The organism is Spelaeicoccus albus, from assembly GCF_013409065.1.
Lineage (GTDB): Bacteria > Actinomycetota > Actinomycetes > Actinomycetales > Brevibacteriaceae > Spelaeicoccus > Spelaeicoccus albus.
The window spans coordinates 1,658,819-1,677,373 of record NZ_JACBZP010000001.1; the positions used below are offsets into that span (position 1 = coordinate 1,658,819).

17 protein-coding genes are annotated in these 18,555 nt (G+C 65.0%); 11 read left to right on the forward strand and 6 right to left on the reverse strand.

The annotated features are described in order from the left end of the window. Positions 1-3: 3 nt before the first annotated feature. Entirely contained in the window at positions 4-1,419 is a 1,416-nt protein-coding gene (locus tag BJY26_RS07650; RefSeq protein WP_179427079.1) for an Nramp family divalent metal transporter, read from the reverse strand. Between the two features lie 242 nt (positions 1,420-1,661). Between BJY26_RS07650 and BJY26_RS07655 the strand changes: the two genes are divergently transcribed. The 6 genes from BJY26_RS07655 (at position 1,662) to BJY26_RS07680 (ending at position 7,189) form a co-directional block, all read left to right on the forward strand. After that, positions 1,662-3,404: a dihydroxyacetone kinase family protein gene (locus BJY26_RS07655; protein ID WP_179427081.1), complete on the forward strand. Its 1,743-nt coding sequence runs from the start codon at positions 1,662-1,664 to the stop codon at positions 3,402-3,404. Then, positions 3,401-3,901, forward strand: coding sequence for a ribose-5-phosphate isomerase (locus tag BJY26_RS07660; protein ID WP_179427083.1), 501 nt, complete (start codon positions 3,401-3,403; stop codon positions 3,899-3,901). Before BJY26_RS07655 ends, BJY26_RS07660 begins: the two co-directional genes overlap by 4 nt. After that, positions 3,901-4,860: a 3-hydroxyacyl-CoA dehydrogenase family protein gene (locus BJY26_RS07665; protein ID WP_179427085.1), complete on the forward strand. Its 960-nt coding sequence runs from the start codon at positions 3,901-3,903 to the stop codon at positions 4,858-4,860. The genes BJY26_RS07660 and BJY26_RS07665 overlap by 1 nt, the downstream gene beginning before the upstream one ends. Positions 4,861-4,886: 26 nt before the next feature. Further along, the gene (locus tag BJY26_RS07670) at positions 4,887-5,663 is read left to right on the forward strand and encodes an SDR family NAD(P)-dependent oxidoreductase (protein ID WP_179427087.1); all 777 of its coding nucleotides are present in this window, start codon (positions 4,887-4,889) and stop codon (positions 5,661-5,663) included. A gap of 64 nt (positions 5,664-5,727) precedes the next feature. Then, entirely contained in the window at positions 5,728-6,486 is a 759-nt protein-coding gene (locus BJY26_RS07675) for a triose-phosphate isomerase family protein (protein ID WP_237249054.1), read from the forward strand. Then, positions 6,458-7,189 carry a GntR family transcriptional regulator gene (locus BJY26_RS07680; protein ID WP_237249053.1) on the forward strand — a complete coding sequence of 244 codons (732 nt, stop codon included), beginning with the start codon at positions 6,458-6,460 and terminating at the stop codon, positions 7,187-7,189. Before BJY26_RS07675 ends, BJY26_RS07680 begins: the two co-directional genes overlap by 29 nt. Positions 7,190-7,222: 33 nt before the next feature. Here BJY26_RS07680 and BJY26_RS07685 read toward each other — a convergent pair whose 3' ends face one another. Next, the gene (locus BJY26_RS07685) at positions 7,223-8,275 is read right to left on the reverse strand and encodes a 2-hydroxyacid dehydrogenase (RefSeq protein WP_179427089.1); all 1,053 of its coding nucleotides are present in this window, start codon (positions 8,273-8,275) and stop codon (positions 7,223-7,225) included. A 190-nt stretch (positions 8,276-8,465) separates the two neighbouring features. Between BJY26_RS07685 and BJY26_RS07690 the strand changes: the two genes are divergently transcribed. From BJY26_RS07690 to BJY26_RS07705, 4 genes are read left to right on the forward strand one after another with little or no spacing between them, the layout of a single operon-like run. Next, complete coding sequence (locus tag BJY26_RS07690) at positions 8,466-9,818, forward strand: MFS transporter (protein WP_179427091.1); 1,353 nt, start codon at positions 8,466-8,468, stop codon at positions 9,816-9,818. A 55-nt stretch (positions 9,819-9,873) separates the two neighbouring features. After that, the gene (locus tag BJY26_RS07695) at positions 9,874-10,902 is read left to right on the forward strand and encodes a zinc-dependent alcohol dehydrogenase (protein ID WP_179427093.1); all 1,029 of its coding nucleotides are present in this window, start codon (positions 9,874-9,876) and stop codon (positions 10,900-10,902) included. Continuing rightward, positions 10,899-12,074, forward strand: coding sequence for an L-rhamnonate dehydratase (gene rhmD, locus BJY26_RS07700; RefSeq protein ID WP_179427095.1), 1,176 nt, complete (start codon positions 10,899-10,901; stop codon positions 12,072-12,074). Before BJY26_RS07695 ends, rhmD begins: the two co-directional genes overlap by 4 nt. A 54-nt stretch (positions 12,075-12,128) precedes the next feature. Further along, the gene (locus BJY26_RS07705; protein ID WP_179427097.1) at positions 12,129-13,472 is read left to right on the forward strand and encodes an MFS transporter; all 1,344 of its coding nucleotides are present in this window, start codon (positions 12,129-12,131) and stop codon (positions 13,470-13,472) included. 20 nt (positions 13,473-13,492) lie between these two features. On the opposite strand, the gene BJY26_RS07710 is transcribed toward BJY26_RS07705, so the two are convergent. Further along, the gene (locus tag BJY26_RS07710; RefSeq protein WP_237249052.1) at positions 13,493-14,902 is read right to left on the reverse strand and encodes a four-carbon acid sugar kinase family protein; all 1,410 of its coding nucleotides are present in this window, start codon (positions 14,900-14,902) and stop codon (positions 13,493-13,495) included. Positions 14,903-14,943: 41 nt separating this feature from the next. Then, a complete protein-coding gene (locus BJY26_RS07715) occupies positions 14,944-15,858 on the reverse strand; it encodes a sugar phosphate isomerase/epimerase family protein (protein WP_237249051.1) in 915 nt (304 codons plus the stop codon). A 232-nt stretch (positions 15,859-16,090) separates the two neighbouring features. Between BJY26_RS07715 and BJY26_RS19055 the strand changes: the two genes are divergently transcribed. Next, complete coding sequence (locus tag BJY26_RS19055; protein ID WP_179427101.1) at positions 16,091-16,411, forward strand: putative quinol monooxygenase; 321 nt, start codon at positions 16,091-16,093, stop codon at positions 16,409-16,411. On the opposite strand, the gene BJY26_RS07725 is transcribed toward BJY26_RS19055, so the two are convergent. After that, positions 16,408-17,526 (reverse strand): amidohydrolase family protein, encoded by a 1,119-nt coding sequence (locus BJY26_RS07725; RefSeq protein WP_179427103.1) that lies wholly within the window; start codon positions 17,524-17,526, stop codon positions 16,408-16,410. The genes BJY26_RS19055 and BJY26_RS07725 overlap by 4 nt on opposite strands. A 28-nt stretch (positions 17,527-17,554) precedes the next feature. Further along, positions 17,555-18,508 (reverse strand): LysR family transcriptional regulator, encoded by a 954-nt coding sequence (locus BJY26_RS07730; RefSeq protein ID WP_179427105.1) that lies wholly within the window; start codon positions 18,506-18,508, stop codon positions 17,555-17,557. Positions 18,509-18,555: the final 47 nt, after the last annotated feature.

Here is an 18,555-nt window from a genome sequence, read left to right on the forward strand (position 1 = left end):
GCGTCACGAGCTTCCGATCGAGAAGCCGAAGACGTTCAATAGCGTATAGATCCCGAGCAGCCCGATCGCGACGCTACTGATCACGAGGGCCGCGTTGAACCAATTGCCGCCGTGCAGACGCTTGTCGACTTCCTGTTTGCGCAGGTACCACACTGCCACCACCACTGCGACCAGGAAGACGCCCGTGACGACGCCGCCGATCTGCACCATCAGCACCGGTACGCGCAGAACCAAGAACGCCACGCCCCAAATGATCGGCATGATGACCGTGAAGAAGCGGATCCACCGCAGTCGCACGACGGGACTCCGGTGCCAGTCGAAGGCGCCGAACGTGGCAAGAATGTTCGTGTACATGCGCGCCCAGCTCGGAATGGCCGCCCACATGGTCGATCCCAGTACGGCGATGGCGCCGATGAGGAAGCCGATGCTTGCCCACTGACCGAGCGTGTCCGTGTACATACGCGACAAGGTGGTGATCATCTTGTTGCCCTCGGGCGCGAGGCCCTGCGGGTGCAACACTGCGGCGCCCATGATGAAGAACGCGACGGTGCCGAAGGTGTAGATCACCCACGAGATGATGGCGTCCTTGTACATGACGCGGATCCAACCCTTGGCGCGGCGCTCCCAGTCCTTGGTGCCGTCATTGGGGCCGACCCAGCGGGCATATCCCTTTTCCACGCACCAGTACGTGTAGTAGGTGATCTCATCGGCGCCGACGCCGGTGATGCCGAACATGGCGATTGCCGCGCCGACAGCTCCCGCCGGGATCGTGAAGGTCAGGCCGCCGAGGAGGTCGTCGGCGCCGTAGCCGAACGGGGTCATGGGCAAGCCGAGGGCGATCACGACTGTGGCGAACACGAAGATCACGACGAGTGCGAACGCGCCGCGTTCGATCAGCCGGTAACTGTTCTTGTACAACAACACGATGCTGAGGATCACCATGAAGATCGTCCAAATGGTCACCGACGTCGTTCCAAGCGGCGGGCCGCCCAGCGGAATGAGAATGCTGGCAGCCACGGAGACGCCGCCGACGATCCCGCCGAACTGCAGGAATTTGGACAACGCCAGCACGATCCAGAGGATGTTGATCCAGCTGACGCGGCCGATCTTCGGCGGCACCTTGTTGTAGCCGGTCAGGGCCGGATTGCCCGTCACGATTGTCCACCGTGCGAGTTCGACCTGCACCGCGACTTTGACGAGCGTGCTGAAGATGACCATCCACAAGATGGCGAAGCCGACCTTGGCGCCCAGTGCGGTCGTGGCGATGAGCTCGCCCGATCCGACGATGGAGGCGCTCAAGATCATGCCGGGCCCGAGATATCTCAGACTGGCCTTCCAACCGACGGGCGGTTCTTTCACCCCGTCGGCCGTGAGCGTGTAGGGGTCGCGAGTGGGTGCGGAATCGGGAGCTGTCGACATTGCCAATCCTGTATCCAATAGGGTTTTAATGAGTATGGGTGGTATCCGGGGATACGTCAATACCTCGAGACCGCTTTGTGATGTACCGCCGGCGGTGACCGGCAAGACGGTGAATGCGCGGGGTTTCGAGCAGCAAAGCGCCCGTCGGCCGGGGCACGAGGCGGTTCGTTTGACTTTCAGCATCGTGCCGGGTAATCCTATAGGAAATTGGGACAATGAAAAATGGCCGAGATCGGAGCGCAATGACACGGCTGTTCAATGAACCGAGCGCGTTCTCTGACGAACTCGCCGAAGGATTCGTCGCCGCGAACCCGGCATACGTGCGGAAGGTGCCCGGCGGTGTGGTTCGTGCCACGAAGACCGCGGGCGGCAGTGTCGCGGTGGTGGTCGGCGGGGGATCCGGGCACTATCCGGCCTTTGCCGGACTCGTCGGACGCGGCATGGCGCACGGCGCGGCAATGGGAAATATCTTTGCCTCGCCCTCGGCCCACCAGGTCTACGATGTGGCAAGGGCGGCCGAGCATGGCGGCGGCGTCATTCTCAGTTTCGGCAATTACGCCGGCGACGTACTGCATTTCGGCCAGGCGGCCGAACGCCTGAACGCCGAGGGCATCCGCACCGAAATCGTGACCGTCACCGATGACGTGGCAAGCGCGCCTCCGGATGAAATCGCCAAACGGCGCGGCATCGCCGGCGATCTGACGGTCTTCAAGGTGGCCGGCGCGGCCGCCGACGCCGGATACGACTTCGACGAGGTCGTGCGTGTGGCACGGCAGGCCAACGACCGTACCCGCTCGTTCGGCGTCGCCTTTGCGGGATGCACGCTTCCCGGTGCGGACGAACCGCTCTTCACGGTGCCGGAGGGCAGAATGTCTCTCGGACTGGGAATTCACGGCGAGCCCGGCATTTCCGAGGCAGACATTCCCACCGCCGACGGGCTTGCCGACCTCTTTGTCGACAAGCTGTTGGCCGAACGTCCCGACGGCGCCGACGCGCGGGTTGCCGCCGTCCTGAACGGATTGGGCACGGTGAAATACGAAGAGCTCTTCGTCGTCTATCGCCGCGTGAGCAAACGGTTGGCCGACGCCGGTCTGACAATTGTCGAGCCCGAGGTCGGCGAGCTGTGCACGAGTCTCGACATGGCCGGCGCCTCGCTGACCTTGTGCTGGCTCGACGACGAACTCGAACGACTCTGGACGGCGCCGGCGGACGCGCCGGCATTCCGCAAAGGCAGTATGGGCGACGCGCAGATGGATGATGCACGGGGAACCGCGGTGTCCGCGTCCGCTGAGATCCCCGCAGCCTCGGAGGAGTCTCGACGTGTCGTGCCGCTGCTGCTCGATGTGCTGCGCGCCATCCGGCAAGTCACCATCGACGGCTCGCAGGAATTCGGCCGTATCGACGCGGTGGCGGGCGACGGCGACCACGGAATCGGCATGGAACGCGGCGCCCGTGCCGGCGTCGATGCCGCCGAATCGGCAGCCAGCGCCGGCGCGGGCGCCGGAACGGTACTGCAATGGGCGGCCGATGCGTGGGCCGATAAGGCAGGCGGCACGTCCGGCGCATTATGGGGCGTCCTGCTCGGAGCCGTGGCCCAGACCTTCGGCGATACCGAGGCCGTCCATCGACGCGACGCGGCAACCGCTCTCGAGGCAGGCACGGACGCCGTCATGAGACTCGGCAAGGCCGAACTCGGCGACAAGACAATGGTTGACGTGCTCGTGCCGTTTTCGCAGGCCGTGACCGACCGGATCGGCGCCGGCAACACTGCCGCCGAAGCCTGGACGGCCGGCGCAGCAGTTGCCGACGCCGCCGCCGCAGCCACGGCCGACTTGACGCCCAAGATCGGCCGCGCCCGCCCGCTCGCCGACAAGAGCATCGGCACCCCGGACGCCGGAGCCGTGTCGCTGGCACGCATCGTCGGCGCGGTGGCCGCCGTCTTGAACGACGCACGGAACGACTCGCAGCAAGGAGAAAACGCATGAGTGACAAGCTGACAATCGTTGTCGGCTCCGACGACGCCGGCTTCGACTACAAAGAGGCATTGAAAGCGGATCTCGAAGCCAGTGACCTCGTCGAATCGGTGACCGACGTGGGCGTCGACGCGCAGTCCCACACCGCGTATCCGCACGTCGCAGTCGCGGCCGCGCGCACAGTGGCCGCCGGCGAGGCCGACCGGGCATTGCTGATTTGCGGCACCGGGCTCGGCGTAGCGATCTCGGCCAACAAGGTCAAGGGCATCCGCGCCGTGACGGCCCACGACGGATACTCGGTCGAGCGCGCCATCAAGTCCAACAACGCGCAAGTGCTCTGCATGGGCCAGCGCGTCGTCGGCCTGGAGCTGGCACGCAAGCTCGCCGCCGAATGGCTCACTTACCGCTTCGACACCTCATCGGCGTCCGCCGAGAAAGTCGCGGCCATCGACAACTACGACCAGGCCGACAGCTCTCTGCCGGAATCGGTTGGAACGGAGTGTGACTGATGCCCATCACGACAGCTGCAGTAGTAGGCAGCGGGTACATGGGCGGCGGCATCGCCCAAGTACTTGCCAAGGCCGGAATTCCGGTCGCCCTTGCCGATGCGTCGCCGGAACTGTCGGTGACGAACCTCGAGCGGCTGAAAGCCGAAGCGGGGAAATTCGAGGACGCCGGGCTGTTTCAGCCGGGCAGCGCCGAGACCATCGCCGCAAACCTCTCGGCCGCCGCATCGATCGAAGAAGCAGTGGCCGACGTCGACTACATCGCCGAAGCCGTCCCGGAAGTCTCATCGATCAAGGCCGACGTGCACACCCGCATCGACGCTGCCAAACGTTCCGATGCGATAGTCGGGTCGAATACTTCGACAATTCAAATCGAATCGATGACGGGATCGTTCGCGGACGCCTCGACGTTCCTGGGTGTGCACTTTTCCAATCCGGCGCCCTTCATTCCGGGCGTTGAGATCATTGCGCATCCCGGAACCGCGCCGGACGTCGTCGATAGCGTGGCCGAGCTCGTCACCCGGGTCGGCAAACAAGGCGCGCGTATCAAGGACAACCCCGGTTTCGTGCTCAACAGACTGCAATACGTCTTGTTCAAGGAAGCCATCGAGATCGTCGACGAGGGGATCGCTTCGGCCGAGGACGTGGACATGATCGTGTCGACGACCTTTGGATTCCGCACGCCGTTCTTCGGCCCGTTCGTCATTGCCGACATGGCCGGGCTCGACGTGTACAAGTTCTGCTTCGACGAGCTCGAGCCGCATTTCGGCGACAAGTTCGCCCCGCCGAAGATGCTCACCGATCTGGTGGCCTCCGGAAAGCTCGGCACGAAGAGCGGTGGTGGGTTTACTGAGCTGGACGGCGACCAGACGGACGAGTTGATCGCCTACCGGAACAAGGCCTACGCCAAGCTTTCCGAACTTCTCGCCGAGCTCGGTCCGCCGCCCACGGCGACGAAGTAATCCATTCCACGACGTAAGGACACATCATGAGCACAGCAGCAGCGTTCCCGGCCGAGCGGACCGCTTTGGTCACCGGGGCGGCGTCCGCACGCGGTATCGGCCGCGTGACCGCCGAACGACTGGCCGGCGACGGTTGGGCCGTCGCGATTGCGGATCTGGACGGCTCCGCCTCCAAGGAAGTGGCGGCCGAGATCAGCGACACGTACGGCGTCAAGACCTTCGGGGTCGGCATGAACGTGGCCGATGTCGACCAAGTGAACGCCGGCATCGACGACATCGAGGCCAACCTGCCCCAACTTGTCGCAGCAGTGAACATCGCGGGAATTTCGAATCCGACGCCCTATCTCGACATCACGCCTGCCGAATGGGACCTCGTCATGGCCGTGAACCTGCGCGGGCCGCACTTTGTGACCCAGCGGTCGGCGCGGTCGATGGTGAAGAACGGCGTCGGGCGTATCGTCAACATCTCCTCATGCTCGGCACCGATGGGCGGAGGCACTTATTCAAAGACTGCGTACTCCACGGCAAAGGCCGGCATCGAGGGCCTCACCCGTGCCACGGCACGCGAACTCAGCCCGATGGGAATCACCGTCAACGCCGTCGCGCCGGGCCCGATCGACACCGACATCATGGGCGGGACTCTCAGCGACGAACGTAAGGTGGAGCTGGCCGCCGGCCTGCTGGTGGGACGCGTCGGCACGCAAGCCGATATCGCGTCCATGATCAATTACCTGGTGAAAGAGGAGACCTCGTTCATCACGGGACAAACGTACGACGTCAACGGCGGTCTGCAGTTCCGGTGACCCCGCGCGCCCGGCACGCCGGGCTGCCCGGACAGCGAACCGTTCGACTGACAAAGGGGGCGCCGTGCTCATTGCGACAAGCCTGAAGATGTATTTCGGGTACCGGCAAACGCTCGACTGGGTGCGAAGTGTGGCCGAAATCGCCCGCGAGAGCCCGGCGGTGCAAGCCGGCGGGGTCGAGCTTGCCGTCCTGCCGGGCTTCCCGGCGTTGGAAGGCGCGGCGTCCGCATTGCGCGGAACGCCCGTGACCTACGGCGCGCAAAACCTGGCGTTTGCCGATTCGGGCGCTTTTACGGGCGAGGTGAGCGGTCGGATGCTTGCCGAACTCGGTTGCACGTATGTGGAGATCGGGCATGCCGAGCGACGTTCGTTGTTCGGCGAGACTCTCGATGTGGTGCGGGCCAAAACCGCGACGGCGTACCGGGCCGGTCTGACGCCGATCCTGTGCGTCGGCGAGACCGAGAAAGGTGACCCGGGCAAGGCGGCCGACATCTGCAAGGGGCAGATTGCCGATGCGCTCGGCGATCAGGATCGAACGAGTGGCGACAAGCGCCTGGTCGTGGCCTACGAACCGGTGTGGGCCATTGGCGCCCCCGCGCCGGCCGGCGCGGACCATATTCGAGCCGTGTGCAGCGGTCTGAAGGCCTTCATTGCCGAATTGACCGGAATTCGCGGCACGATAATCTACGGTGGAAGTGCGCGTGTGGGTCTACTGTCCCAGTTGGCCGGCGAAGCGGATGGCCTGTTCCTGGGCAGATTCGCTCACGATCCGGGCGCGGTGAGAAGGATTGTCGATGAGGCGGGAGACGGACATGGTCAGTAAGACGAAAGCGCCGGCGGGCGGCCGACCGCCGTTGGCCCGGCGTAGCCTCTCCGACAGCGTGTACGACGCCGTCCTGGCCATGCTCATGGACAGGCAACTCGAACCCGACGATTCCTTGAGCATTGACGGACTGGCGCGCGAACTCGGGGTGTCCCCGACACCGGTGCGGGAGGCGCTGGCCCGGCTGGAGGCGCCCGGACTTGTCCGCCGGACGGCGCTCAAGGGCTACCGGGTGGCGCCGCTCTTGACGGAGAGCGAGTTGCGCGACCTGATGGAGGCCCGACTGGTTCTCGAGCCGGTACTGGCCGCGCGCGCCTGCGAGCGGTCGACTCCCGAGTTCATTGCCGAACTGGAGCGCTTGATGGAATCCCAGGATCACGCCGGGCGCGGGCCGAGCTTTGAAAACTATCAGGATTTCCTCCGCTCGGACGAAGCTTTCCACGCCGCCATCGCCGAGCAATCCGGCAACCAATTCCTCGGCACCGCGTATACGGCACTGGGCGGCCAGGTGCAACGGTTCCGACTCTTTGCCGGACAAGGCGTCATCGACGCCGAACAGGCGGTCGCCGAACATCAAGGAATCTTCGAGGCCATGCGCGGCGGCTCGCCCGACGAGACCGCGGAGGCCATGCGCACGCATTTGACGAACGTGGCCGATCGCGCCGCCGACGAACTCGCCGAGATCAGGCAAAACGAGGGGTAATCGGCAACCCGCGCTCACGCAGGCTGGTGCCGCTCAGTCGAGCCGGCGCCGTTGTTTGGCCCGAAAAGCCTCGGTGTCGAAGACTTCCGGATTCAACGTCGTCTCGGGACGACGTCCGTGCGCCACCTCGATAATGGCCCCGAGCGCCGATGACGACACGGCACGGGTGAAATCGTCGGTCCAGTTGAGCGAGTGCGGCGCCAGCGTGACGTTGTCGAACGACAAGAGCTCATCGTCGGCCGCGATCGGTTCGGGATCGAAGACATCGAGACCGGCGCCGCTGATTTTCCCGTCGCGCAAGGCCGTGCGCAGTGCTTCCTGATCGATCAGTGCACCGCGACCCATATTGACGATGAATGCGGACTGCTTCATCAGCGCCAGCTTGCCGGCATCGACGAGGTGCCGGCTGGATGCGTTCAGCGAGGCGGTGACGACCACGTAGTCCGATTGGCGCAGCAGATCGTCCAGCTCGACCATTCGCACGCCGAGTGCGTCCGCGGCGCGGCTGTGCCCGCTGCGATTGGTGCCAAGTACCGTCATTCCGAGCGGGGCGAGGAGTTTTGCCAATTCGGACCCGACCGACCCGAATCCGACGATGCCGACCGTCTTGCCGTCGAAAGCGGCGCCGCGGAAATCTTCGCGCTCGTCCCACCGGCCGGTGCGGGTGATGTGATCCTTCATCCGCAGCTTGTGGCCGACGGCCAGCAGCATGGTCAGCGAGGCAAGCGCGAGCGGACGGCGGATTGCTCCGGAAGTGTTTGTGACGGCAACGCCCGCATGGGTGCACGCTTCCACGTCGATTGTCTCGTAGCCGGCACCGAATCGCGCGATGAGCTCGAGGTCGTCGGCGGCAGCGACGGTCTCGGCGTCGAACGTGATGTGGCCCAGCGACAGGACCGCCGCGACGCCGTTCAAATCCTCCGGCGGAATCGGGTCGAGATACCTGGCCAGCACATGCCAGGGGATGCCTGCGTCGTCGAGTCGGCCGAGGCCTAAATTTCCGAAGATCGTCCCGCCGTCCGGACGTGCCGAATCGGCGGTGAGTGCGGTACGAAACATACTGGCTCCCCAATCGATAGCTGTCACGCTGTCACTATAGGATATAGCAAACGCTGCCGCAGCCTGCAGTCCGTTCCTTGATCGTGGATCCTATTTTCTGTATTATCAGTCTCGGCTTGATGTGAGCCGCCTCACCGCAAACGACGGGAATACCGTCGGCGACGCATGCGCGCACAAGCCGGGCGACGCCAGGCACGTGTAACTCAAGGGGGAGAGAATGACGGATAAATTGGGCCGTGGAGCGGACGTGGCCGCGCCCCGGCAAAAAGTGCGGTACGCAATCCTTGCTTGGTTCCTCATCGGCGGCATCATCAACTACGTTGATCGCTCGGCACTATCCATTGCGGCGCCGAAGATGATCGACGAACTCTCGTTCTCCAATGTCGATATCGGCATTCTCGGATCCGCATTCTCATGGGCGTACGCCATCATGCAGTTGCCGGCCGGATGGCTGATCGACCGCTACGGCGTCAAGATCGTCTTCAGTGCGGGCCTGCTGGTGTGGAGCGTTGCCGAATTCTTCACCGGATTTGCCTCAATGCTCTGGGTGTTCATCCTGCTCCGGCTGCTGCTCGGCGTCGGCGAGTCGCCCTGCATGCCGTCGTCGGCCAAAGCGACGTCCTTTTGGTTCCCGGCTCGCGAACGCGGATTCGCCTCAAGCATCTGGGATTCGGCGTCGAAATGGGCACCCGCCTTTGCCCCGGCCCTGCTGACCGCGATCATGCTGATGTTCGGCTGGCGCGAGATGTTCGCCGTCACCGGTGTCGCGGGCATCATTTTCGCCGTGATCTTCTACTTCTTCTACAAGAACCCGGATAAATCTCGCGCGTTGAAAAAGCCCGAACGCGACTACATCATCGCGGGCGGCGGAGGCGTCGAGCACACCGCCGACACCAAGACCACGACGAAGGAATATCTGGCGCTGTTCCGGTTCCGTGCCACGTGGGGCATGATGCTCGGGTACTTCTGTACGATCTGGATCTGGAACATCTACCTCGTCTTTCTGCCGTTGTATCTGCTCCACGCCTTCGACATCACGTTGGCCCAGATGGGCGTGCTCGCCGGCATCCCATGGATCGGCGGTGCCGTCGGCGAGCTGATCAGCGGCTACATCACCAAGACTATTGCCGCGCGAGGTATTACCTCGTCGTTCCATTCCAAGCGCATCGTCATTGCGATCTGCGCGGTAGCCGCGGGCGTTTGCGTCGTCATCGTCCCGTTCAACCACTCGCTTCCGGTGGCGATCGGGCTACTCACGATCTCACTCGCCTTCATCGCGAGCATCACCGGAAACGCCTGGGGTCTGGCCGGCGACGTCGCGCCTGCCTCCAAGGTCGCCTCGCTCGGCGGTTTGCAGAATTTCGGGGGCTACTTCGGCGGGACTTTCTCGCCGATCCTCGCCGGATTTATCGTCGACTCAACCGGTTCCTACTCGCTGGCGTTCATCAGCGGCGGAATCATCGCGGCGTGCGCGGCCCTGTGCTATCTGCTCATTTTGCGCAAGCCGATCTCGTCCGAGGACTGGAAGAAGGCGCTGAAGCGCAATACCGTCGCCGGGTCGGCAAGCTAACGGCGCGGTCCCCCGTGCGGACCCATCGTCCACCCGCCCACACATAAGGAACACAATGCGATCTCTCGTCCTGACGGACTTCGACGCCTTGAGCGTCGAGACTCGCCCGACTCCCGAACCCGGGGACGGCGAGGTACTCCTGCGCGTGCTCGCCACCGGGATCTGCGGGTCCGACGTGCACGGCTACACCGGTGAGAACGGGCGCCGGTCCCCGGGCCAGATCATGGGCCACGAATCCGTCGGACGCGTTGCCGCACGAGGGCCGGACGTCACGGAGCCGGAGATCGGCGTACTTGCCACCTTCAATCCCGTCGTCGTGCCGGTCTCGCAGGCGAGCGTCTTCGAGGGGCGCGAACAGCATTGCCCGGACAAGACGGTGATCGGCGTTGCACCGGAAGTGCCCGCCGCATTTGCCGACTGCGTACTGGTGCCTGCCCGGAACATCGTGCCGCTACCGGAAACGATGCCACCGCATTACGGCGCATTGATCGAGCCGATCGCCGTGGCCTTGCACGCCGTCCGCCGGGCCCTCACGCCGGCGGACGACCGCGTGCTCGTGGTCGGCGGCGGCCCGATCGGGCAATCCGCAGTCGTCGCGTTGACGAGCATGGGCGTCCGCTCGATCTACGTCAGTGAAGTCGACGCCGGACGCCGCGAGTTGTGCCGGCAGCTCGGCGGGACCGCGTTCGATCCGACGTCCGCGACTCCCGCCGAGCACCTCGCCGGACACGGCGGCCCCGTGCCGGTGGCCGTGGACGCCGTCGGGGTCACCCGCACGGTCGATGATGCGCTCGGCGCGACCGAACTCGGCGGCAGGGTCGCGTTAGTCGGAATGGGGTCGCCCCGACTGGATCTCGACGCCTTCCGCGTCAGCACGGCCGAACGCACGCTCACCGGGAGCTTTACGTATTCGATGGCCGATTTCCGCGATGCCGCCCGGTACGTGGGCGGGGCCCCCGAGCTTCTCGCGCACCTGATCAGCGAAGTCGTCACGCCCGATCGGGCCATGGCGGCGTTCGACACCCTCGCCCACGGCGCCCCGCCGGCGGGCAAGATCCTCGTCGATTTCTCGGAAGACTCATGACACCGACAATCACGTCCGTTCGCGCGTACACGGTTTCCGGCGGCGGCGCGGACTATCACGATCAAGGCACGGGACATTGGATCGACGATCACATCGCCACGCCCATGTCGATCTACCCCGAATATCGGAAATCACGCCAGAGCTTCGGTTTGAACGTGCTCGGGACGCTCGTGGTCGTCCTCGAGGCCAGCGACGGCACCACCGGTTTCGCCGTCACCACGGGCGGTGAGCCGGCCGCCTTCATCGTCGAGAATCATTTGTCCCGCTTTGTCGAAGGCGCCGCCGTGACGAACATCGAACGGATCTGGGATCAGATGTACCGCTCGACGTTGTTCTACGGGCGCCGGGGCCTCGTGCTCAACGCAATCAGCGGCGTCGACCTGGCGTTGTACGACCTGCTTGGCAAGGTGCGCGGCGAACCGGTCTACGCGACGCTCGGCGGCACCGTGCGCGACGAGCTCACGTTTTACGCCACCGGTGCGCGTCCGGACGTTGCGAAGTCCCTCGGCTTCGTCGGCGGCAAGATGCCGCTGCACCACGGCCCGGCCGAAGGACAGCAGGGGATGGCGGCGAACCTCGATCTGCTGGGCCGGATGCGCGATGCGACGGGGGACGACTTCTGGCTGATGTACGACTGCTGGATGTCGCTCGACGTGGACTACGCCACCCGGCTGGCGCATGCCGCGGCCGAGCTCGGCCTCAAATGGATCGAAGAGCCGCTCCCGCCCGACGACTACTGGGGGCACGCGGAGCTCCGCCGCCGGATGCCGTCCACCGTCCTGCTCACCTCGGGGGAACACGAGGCGACGCGGTGGGGTTTCCGCCAGCTTCTCGAAACGGGGGTCGACATCATCCAGCCGGACGTCGGCTGGTGCGGCGGTCTGACCGAGCTGCTCAAGATCAGCGCGCTGGCGGACGCGCACGGCACTCCGGTCGTTCCGCACGGCTCGTCGGTGTATTCGTACCATTTCGTGGTCACGCGGCCCGGAAGTCAGTTCACCGAATTCCTCATGATGGCGCCGGATGCGGGCGAAGTCGTCCCCATGTTCTCCCCGTTGCTGCTGGGCGAGCCGGTGCCGGAATCGGGCCGCCTGACGGTACCCGACCGCCCGGGCTTCGGCGTCGAGTTGAATCCGGATGTTCCGTTGCATCGACCGTACACGCGCACGTAACCGGCCCAAGGCCCGCGTCACACCAGAAACCCAGTAGTTTTTCGAGAGGAAATCATGGCACCGAATATCAGGCGCGCCGAGCTCAGCCAGCTGGCGACCAAGAAGGTCTTCCGCAGGCTCATTCCATTCCTGCTGCTCATGTATGTCGTTGCGTTCTTGGACCGCAGCAACGTCGCATTCGCCGAGCAGGAGTGGAACGCGAATCTGGGCATGAGCACTGCCGCGTACGCGCTCGGCGCCGGCCTGTTCTTCGTCGGCTACGCGGTCTTCGAGGTACCGAGCAACCTGCTGATGCACCGTGTGGGCGCTCGCTGGTGGCTGGCCCGGATCATGGTCAGTTGGGGCATCGTCGCCACCCTCTTCATGTTCGTGCAGGGGCCGGTCAGCTTTTACGTGCTGCGACTGCTGCTCGGTATCACGGAAGCCGGCTTCTTTCCGGGCGTCATCCTCTATCTGACCTACTGGGTGCCGGCGCGTGACCTCAGCCGTGCGCGCGGCTACTTCTACGCCGGAATCGCGATCGCCGGCATCATCGGCAATCCACTGTCGGGAAGTTTGCTCGAGCTGGACGGGCTGCTCGGCATGCACGGGACGCAGTGGATGTTCCTGATCGAGGGCGTCATTGCGATCATCGTTGGAATCTGGTCGTTCTTCTTCCTGACCGACAAGCCGTCGGACGCCAAGTGGCTGCCCGAGGACGAACGCCGGGCACTGTCCGAGACGATAGCCGAGGAAGACACCGCAAAGTCCGAGGGGCACGGGCCGAAGAAGGCGTTGCGGGCCCTCGGTAACTGGCGGGTCTGGTACTTCTCGCTCATCTACTTCTGCATCCAGATCGCCGTGTACGGATTCACGTTCTTCCTGCCCACGCAAGTCACGGGCATCACGGGCCAGAAGCTCGGTTTCGCCGCCGCACTCGTCACAGCCATTCCCTGGGTGTTCTCGTTGATCGCCGTGGCGATTTTCCCGAAGCTGGCAGACAGGACGCGCAAGCACCGCCTGCTCTTCACGGTGTTGCTGGCGGCGACGGCGGTCGGTCTGATCGCCTCCGGCGCACTGAGCGCTCATCCGGTGCTCGCCATTGGCGGATTGTCGCTGGCGGCCATCGGGTTCGTGGCGGCACAGCCCATATTCTGGACGCTGCCGACCGAATACATGACGGGCTACGCCGCGGCAGCCGGTATCGCGCTGATCAATTCGCTCGGCAACCTCGGCGGCTTTCTGGCACCGATCATGCGCAATGCGTTCAAGTCCTCCATCGGCCCGAATGCGGGCACATATTCGCTTGCGGCCGGCGCGATCCTGGCGGCCATCCTGTTCGCATTGACCGGCGTGTTCAGGAAGGCGAACACCGTCGAGTCCGGCGAGGCCGAGACGCTCCGACGAGTTGACGGCTAGGAGCGACGAGGACTGTCGTCTCAGCTGCCGCTCATGATCTCTATCGCGTCGGCCAGCGTTTCCTCGTTGCCCACGTTGCCGGCGAAGACCACGTAGGGAACGCCCACTGCGTCGTCGCCGGCAGCCGTCGGATTCAACACGGACACGATGCCTTCGAAGAGCTGGCCAAGCACGCGGGCGCGCCGGATGCCGAGACCGGAGACGGCCACCTCATGACTCGTGATGCCGCCCTTGGCGATCACCCAGCCGGGACGGGCAACCATGGCCGCGCGCACGACCGCGTTGACGCCCGCCGACACGGTGCGGGCGATCCGCAGCGAATCCTGCTCATCGATGCCGCGAATCAGCGTGCGGCTCGTGTAGATCAGAGTGTGTCCTGCGGCAAGCGACTCCCGGACCGCCGAGGCCGCGTCGTCGATGTACGTTGCCGCGTCATCGCTGAGCAGGCGTTCGGCGTCGAGCTCGTGCTCGGTCAGCCCGAGTCGGCGCCGGGCCGCCTCGACCTGACGGCTCGTCAGGCCGACGTGCGAGCCGACGACCACGAGACCGTTTCCGGCCGGTGAATTAGTGCGGATATCGGACGCCGTCAGAGGCGCCTTGGCATCCAGACCCGCCAGCGGCCGCGCCAACGACGGGCCGGCACGGTACCCAACCCTCTTGCCGCGCTGCTCCGCTTCGATGACGCCGAGGACGACGACTTCGAGATCCTGGTAGCACGCCGCGTTGACAACGACCGGCTGCGCATCCCGGGTGCCGGCAAGTACCTCGGCGACGCGGTCCGGCCCGCCCACGCGGATATCGTCCAGCGACAGGCTCGCCACATCGTCCACGGCGATCCGGCCCGCCGACTTCTCGGCAAGGAATTCACGCAGATCGGACGCCGTATAGCCGAACGTCGCATCGCGGGCGAACTCGGTCTCGCCAACCGGCAAAACGTCGTCGCCGACACGTGCGTAATGCACATTGCCCGCCGTGAACCTGCCGGCTTCAAAAAATGCCGGGGCAAAGAGGACGGCGTCCAGCGGCCGCCCGGCCCGCGTCGCCGAACGCGTCAGAGCGTCCATCTCGGCGATCACGTGCCCGCGGAGCGTCGAATCGCTGCGGGAGACGAGTGATAGCGGCACGTTCAGCTCCAGTGCCACGGAATACACGTCGTCCGCGACAGCCGTGCTCAAAGCGACGGCGTCCGACTCGTCGAGAGCGCGCGTATTCGTCAAAATGAAACATTCCGAACCGGGCTCGGCCAGGGCGCGGCGGTATTCGACAGCATCCAACGCCATCACCACGTCAACGTCGTGGACGGTCTGTGAGCCGGTCGGATCGTCGTCCAGCAACGCAATCCGACGTCCGGAGCTCTTGTTGGCCGCACGGATGAGCTGCGCGGCGTCCGGAATCGTCAGCACCGGCGTGTCGTCCGGCATAGCGGTCATGGCGCGTTCCCCCAGTCAGTCATCCCCGGAATGTGCGGGCGCTACGCGCCGAGGTTGAACTTCAGAATTCCGCGCAGATATTCGCGATTCTGCGCGCACACGGACAGGCCGTCGCCGCCGTAGTTCTCCAAGCAGATGGGGCCGTCGAACCCGACCTCGAGCGCCATCTCGATGGCGCGCCGGTACGAGATGAACCCGGACGACAGCGGTGCGGGCGCCGAGAAATAAGCACCGGTGGCCGGGTCGTAGTCGCGCAGGTAATTCTTGATGTGCCAATAGTTCGTGTACGGCAGCATTTTGGCCAGCATGGACTCGGGGCTCTCGATTTCTCGATGCAGCCGCACGATATTGCCGATATCGGGATTCAGTCCGCAGTTGCTGCGGTCGATGTCCTTGACCAGCTGGACGGCGGAGTCCGCCGTGCCGACGTACGTGTCCTCGTACATCTCGAGGGACACGTTGATTCCCTGAATGGCAGCGGCGTCGCTGATCTTCTGCAACCGTTCGACCGCCAGGGCCCAGGTGTCCGGGTCGTCGGCGGGGTCCTTGTGGCCGTCAACGAGCCAGAACCAATGGGCCTGCTTTTGCTCGTCGGTCAGCGGCATGTGCAGGCCGATGGACAGGACCGACGAGCCGAGGTATTTCACGGCGTCGATAGTGCGCAGCGCGTAATCGAAGTTGTCCTGCGCGACCTGTGGATCGGGTGCGATGACGCTGCGCCGGACGACGGAGATCGCCGTCACGCCGAGGCCCGCGTCGTCGAGCGACGACTTCAATTCGGCAAGCCGGTCGGGGGACAGATCGCCGGGGCGGAGCCAACTGTCGGTGAAGTCGACGTGGTCGAACCCTTCGTGCACGAGTTCGGCGAACACCTTGTCCCAGACCGAGCGGTCGGCATCTTGGACGGACGTGCCATCGGGAAGCGTGGCGCCGTACTGCAACATTGCCGCGCCCATCGGCCAAGTTTGTGAGGTGTAAGCCATTGAAAATCGGGTCCTTCTTCGAGTGCGCACGCGGCGCTAGCCAACTTTCCCCAGATCGTATAGGAAATATAAAACCCTGTCGAGGAGACGGGGGTGTCAAGCCGCAGCATACCCGCCGAGCCGGGGGAGTACGTCGGCGGCGGAAGCGAACTATTGTGGGAGACAAGGTCGGCATCGGCCACGGAATCAGAAAGGCGGTGGCGGCGTGATTCTCATAGTCGTCAAATTCCACACGAAGCCCGAGTGGACGGAGAAGTGGTTGGACCTTGTCGACGGGTTCACGAAAGCGACCCGGTCCGAGCCGGGCAATCTGTGGTTTGACTGGTCGCGCAGCGTGGAGAATGCGGACGAGTTCGTGCTTGTCGAAGCGTTCAAGGACGATGCGGCCGAGTCGCATGTGACGAGCGCTCACTTCCAGCAGGCGATGAAGGACATGCTGCCGGCTCTGGCCGAGACGCCGCACATCATCAACACAAATGTCGACGGCGAAGAATGGTCGCGGATGGGCGAACTCGCCGTCGACTAACGGACGCGCTCGCCGGCGATCCAAACGCCGCGAATGTTTTTGGTCGCGGAGATGTCGGCGAGCGGATCGCCGTCGATGAGGACGAGATCGGCGCGCCGTCCGGCCTCGATGCTGCCGCGGTCGCCGAGCCCCAGATGCCGGGCCGGCATGACTGTCGCTCCGCGCAGGGCATCCAGCGGCGCCATCCCGGCCGCGACGAGCAGTTCGAGTTCATCGTGCAAGGACTCACCGTGCGCGACCTGGAGCGGTGCTCCCGGGGCCGCGTTCGAGTCCGTGCCGACGAGGATCGGCACGTTTGCGCGATCCATGGCCGCGACGGAAAGCTCGGCATTACGGAAGTCCACCTCGGCTCCGTGGGTGCGCGACCGGGCGAACCGGACGGCGCCGCGCATCATCACGAGTGTGGGAACCGACACTTGGCCATCCGCCACAATCGACTCGACGAGCCCGTCGTCCAACACGGCATCGAGCGGAACGTGCGTGAGCACGTCGACACCGGCATCGACGGCGATCCGGACCGCCGGAACCGTCGTCACATGCGCATACACGAGTAGGTCTCGGGCATGGGCGGCCTCCACCAGAGCGGTCGCCCGTTCGACGTCCAACGCCGCCGCCCCCATCACATCGGGGTCTTCCACAATGATCTTGAGATAGTCGGCGCCCTCGGCCACACGCGCGGCCACGAACGGTTCGGCGTCGTCCGACGTTGCGACGGCGGTTGCGGGATCGAACCCCATCGCGGTCGTTTGCATGCCGCCCGGCGCCGATGCCGGGCTTTCCGAGCTGCGAATGTCCGTCAGGCCCGGCAGGCCGCGCAGCTTCGCGACCAGGTCCGGCGACGGCGTGCCCATCCCGAGCATCGTCGTGATGCCCCAATGCGCGGCGTCCTCGAGGTTCTTTCGGCCGTCGAGGTGGACGTGGGCGTCGATGAGCCCCGGCAGGAGTGTGAGACCGCTTCCGTCGACGGCGCCGGGCGGCACGTCGCCGGAGTCGTCCGGTGTGACGCGGACGATCCGTCCACCGTCGAACGTCACGGTGGCCGGGCCGCTCAGGGCCGTTCCGCCGAAGTAGTGGACGTGCGCGATCGTTCCGGAGTCGGATGATGGTGAACTCATTGTCGAACGATACCGCGCCGGCCGACGCTCAACTCCACAAGGTGACGTACACCGAGGGGCGGAATCTGCCGATGTTCACGCCCGAACCGCGAAGCATCGCCTGGGTCGCCCGAGGCGTGGTGATGAACCGCAGCAATTCGGCGGCCGGCGCTGCCGGGTCCGATTGTTGGCCGAGCGCCATCGCCGTCCAACTGCCGATCTCCTCCATCCCCGGCCCGGTGATCTTCACCAAGCGGCCCGCGGCAAGGTCGTCGGCCACGACGAAACCGACGCCCAGCGAAATGCCGTTTGCCCGTTTTGTCTCTTCGATGGCTGCCGCATCGCTTTGAAAGATGCGTTGCCTGCTTTCGGCGATGTTCAAACGGTCGAGCATCGCCCCGAACCCTCCGGCGGAGCCCACTGCGGACGGGCCGAGCAGCCAGGGCTGATCGGCGAGTTGGCCGGGGACGACGGGGATGTTCGCCAGCGGATGTTCCGGCCCGGCGACCACATGGATCTTGAAATTCAAGAATGTGCGGCAATCGAGCCCGGACGTCGGCGGCCGGGGCCCGATTGCCACGTCGACCTCGCGCGAGGCAAGGGCCGGCTCGAACTGGTCGGCGGGCCGTACGCTCAGTTCGACGTCCAGGTCCTTGGCCCTATTGGCGAACAGCTCGATGAGTCCGGGGGCGGCGTGTTCGGCAAATAAGGCGGTGGACGCCATCCGCAGCAGCCGGCGCCCTCGGCCGGCCTGCCCCACTTCGAGCACCGTACGGTTCTGCAGGCCAAGGATCTCGGTGGCCCGGCTGGCAAGTCGCAACCCTCCCGGCGTGAATGCCAAACCGGAATACGTCCTGGTGAACAGTTGGTCATCGAGTTCTTTGCGCAATCTCGCCACGTGCATCGACACGGCCGCCTCGGTCACTTCGAGCTCGCGTGCCGCTTCCTTGACCGATCCCAGCCGCACCACGGCCGCGTAGGCGGTCAACTGGGTGGGTGTCATAGTCGTCAACGTACCCGGGCGTTCTCGGGGCGGCAAGACAGCTGAAT